Raw genomic sequence first — 2,814 nt, forward strand, 5'->3', positions numbered from 1 at the left:
CTCCTTCGGAGACTGCGGTTCCTGGGGCGTCTTCGGCATGTCGTTTCGGTGGTCACTCATGCGGCCACCTCCATGCCCACGGCCGAAGACCTGCCGCTGGCTTTCCAAATTTCGGATTTATTTTCAAAAAATTTCCGGCACTCTTCGCGCTCGGCAAGCCCCCGCATAAGCCCGGAGCCGGAAAGGACCCAGGAATCCGCCGAACCGGCCATGACACTCTGGCCGGAAGCCTTTTCTTCGGGGAGCATGAGGGGGATGAAGCAGCCGGCATCTCCCCCCGCGGGGAGATGCGAACCGGCCAGAACGAAGTATCTCTCGGGGAGATATCGGGGAGATATTTTTGACGGTACGAACGAAAAAACAGGGAATGATATCAGGATAATGTCGCAGACAACGGGGACAAGTTCCGACCTAGTGAAACTTGAAGGGTTCAGTGTTCCCCTTTTCTGATCCTCATGGCAAGCTCTTATTTTCCCTGTTATTTTATACAGAAGTCTCTTCGTCTTCTTACGGCTGTATGCGCCTCTGGGGAGACGTTTCGGGAGATTTTTTCCGCGTCCGGGGAGATATAAATGGGGAGACAAAACAGGGCCGCGTAACACGGCAGGAAACAGCGTTATGGCCATCAGGACAGGCACCTCGCTTTCACGGGAATATACACCAGAGAAAGCATCAGGCGCAGCACGACGGCAAGCCGGACATCGTGTTCACCTGCCGTATCAAGGTCTCCGGCGTAAGTCGCCGGGTACCATGCGGCTGGCGCAGCGAGGGCAGGAACGCCCGTCTGGCTTGAAAAAAGAAGAACCGCCCTGGCGCAGCTGAACCCCGCTCTGCCCCGCACGGCACCACTCTTTGCGGATGCCCGGAACGGGTACATGACGCAGCACCCGCTCTCCAAGGCCATACGAAGTACGGCGCAGAGTCATGCCCGGCAGCATCTTTTCCCGGCCTTCGGTACTCTCAGGCTCAGTTCCATTACCCCGGAGCTGCTCACGGAGTTCCTCCGCAGCCGCACGGCCGCCGGACTCGCCCCGGAACCGTCCGTCACATGCCTACGCTGGCAGGCATCATGTTCGTGGACGGGGCATAAGGTTCCTCCCTTTCGGCCGGAGAAAGGCATTCCTTTCTCTGAGCATAGCCGGCCGCCCCCACAGCATCGCGCACGGCAAACAGCACACTGATGGCCACATTCTGAAGGTGTTCCCCGCGGCTTTCCAAAGATCACGCAGTGTTCTCCCCTCTTTGACCTCTACCTGCTTTTCCTATAGTTAAGTTTTGTCTTTTCGGTTTGTGTTGCCAGGTTTATTTCTCCTTTTCTGGAGAATAAAGCCGGGACATGACGTTCCGGAAGCCGTATTTTTTTGATAACCATGAAAAAAATGACTTATGCAGTCATTTCAAAGGGTAAGATTCCGAAAAAACAAAAGCTGCCCGGTAAAAACTCCTGCCGGGAAGCCGGGGAAAGGCTCGTCAAGGTTTAACGCCTGCCTCAACGAGCAGCCCCGAAACAGCCTCCGGCACCCTGCCCAGTATTCCCGCACCGTCCCCCGATGTTTTCCGGGACCGGTTGTACTTTGGTGAAGGGGGGATATTTGCCGTCGCAAATCCTGCGCCCGCGCAGTTCAACGGACTCCGGCACGAAAAACAGCAGCCGACCGAAAAGCTGGAAACTTGGAAAAAGCCGCGTGAAATCCGCCGGTATTATAACAATGTTTCCGCCAGCCTCATTCCCGGCGATTCCACCGAAGGCTCTGCCGCCGCTTCAGCCAAAAGCTCCGGCAAGTAAAAGTACGTTCCTTCAGAAACTGAAAAACATTCAGGATAATTTTTATGAAAAGGACCTTCACTTCTATTATCGGACTCATTCTCAGTGTCGGCATATCAGTGACTGCCTATGCTGGCGGCAATACTACAAACGACTCCTTCAATAAGGCAAAAAAACTTCTGGAAAATAAAGTATATTATGACCACCGTGTGACGGTATATTGCGGTTATACCTTTGATAACGAGAAGCGGATCTGCATACCTGAAGGTTTCACGACAGCAAAGCACCAGAAACGCGCCTACAAGGTTGAGTGGGAACACGCTGTTCCCGCGGAAAACTTCGGCCGCGCTTTTGTCGAATGGCGGGAAGGCGCTCCCGTTTGCGTTGACCGCAGGGGTAAACATTTCAAGGGGCGGAACTGCGCTCGCAAGGCAAGTCGGGATTTCCGCCTCATGGAAGCCGACATGTACAATCTTTTTCCTGCCGTCGGGTCAGTGAACGCTGTTCGGGGCAACAAGCAGTACAGCGAACTTCCCGGCGTACCGCCCGCTTTTGGAACGTGCCCGGCCAAGGTGAGCGGCAACAGGTTTGAACCGCCTCAGAACTCCAAAGGGGAACTCGCCCGTGCTGCCCTGTACATGGATAACGCGTATGAGTCATACCGACTCAGCCGCCAGCAGAAGCAGCTTTTTGAGGCATGGAGCAAACAAGATCCCGTGGACGAATGGGAGTGCACCCGGGCAAAAAGAATCGAACGGATACAGGGGAACGAGAACCCCTTTGTCAAAAATCTGTGCATCCACGAAGGGCTCTGGTGATCCTTCATACAGCCTGCATGCAACAAAGGCCCGGCAAGAACCGGGCCTTATGTTTTCTCGGGCCGTTTCGTACGGCGCCGGGCATAGACGTACCCACCGATCGGGAGCTGTTCCACCGCCCGGAGAAAAAACGCCGCCTTGCAAAGCAGACGCCTTAGGCTCAGGACTCATTAATTGCCAAAAGGGTAAAAAGTTCTTATTGTCGGCATAGGGAGGATGCCATGAAGGAAC

2 protein-coding genes are annotated in these 2,814 nt (G+C 54.8%); one reads left to right on the plus strand and one right to left on the minus strand.

All coding sequences use genetic code 11. The features are described 5' to 3' along the window. Positions 1–56: 56 nt before the first annotated feature. Positions 57–626, minus strand: coding sequence for a hypothetical protein (locus tag Q0K07_RS13085; RefSeq protein ID WP_294559802.1), 570 nt, complete (start codon positions 624–626; stop codon positions 57–59). 1,204 nt (positions 627–1,830) lie between these two features. Here Q0K07_RS13085 and Q0K07_RS13090 point away from each other — a divergent pair. Next, positions 1,831–2,583: an endonuclease gene (locus tag Q0K07_RS13090; RefSeq protein ID WP_294559803.1), complete on the plus strand. Its 753-nt coding sequence runs from the start codon at positions 1,831–1,833 to the stop codon at positions 2,581–2,583. Positions 2,584–2,814: the final 231 nt, after the last annotated feature.

This window comes from uncultured Mailhella sp., from assembly GCF_944324615.1.
Lineage (GTDB): Bacteria > Desulfobacterota > Desulfovibrionia > Desulfovibrionales > Desulfovibrionaceae > Mailhella.

What these genes read in the sequence shown, in the direction of transcription:
- Q0K07_RS13085 (WP_294559802.1), bottom strand. Translation starts at nt 626, where the DNA reads ATGGCCATAACGCTGTTTCCTGCCGTGTTACGCGGCCCTGTTTTGTCT.
- Q0K07_RS13090 (WP_294559803.1), top strand. Translation starts at nt 1,831, where the DNA reads ATGAAAAGGACCTTCACTTCTATTATCGGACTCATTCTCAGTGTCGGC.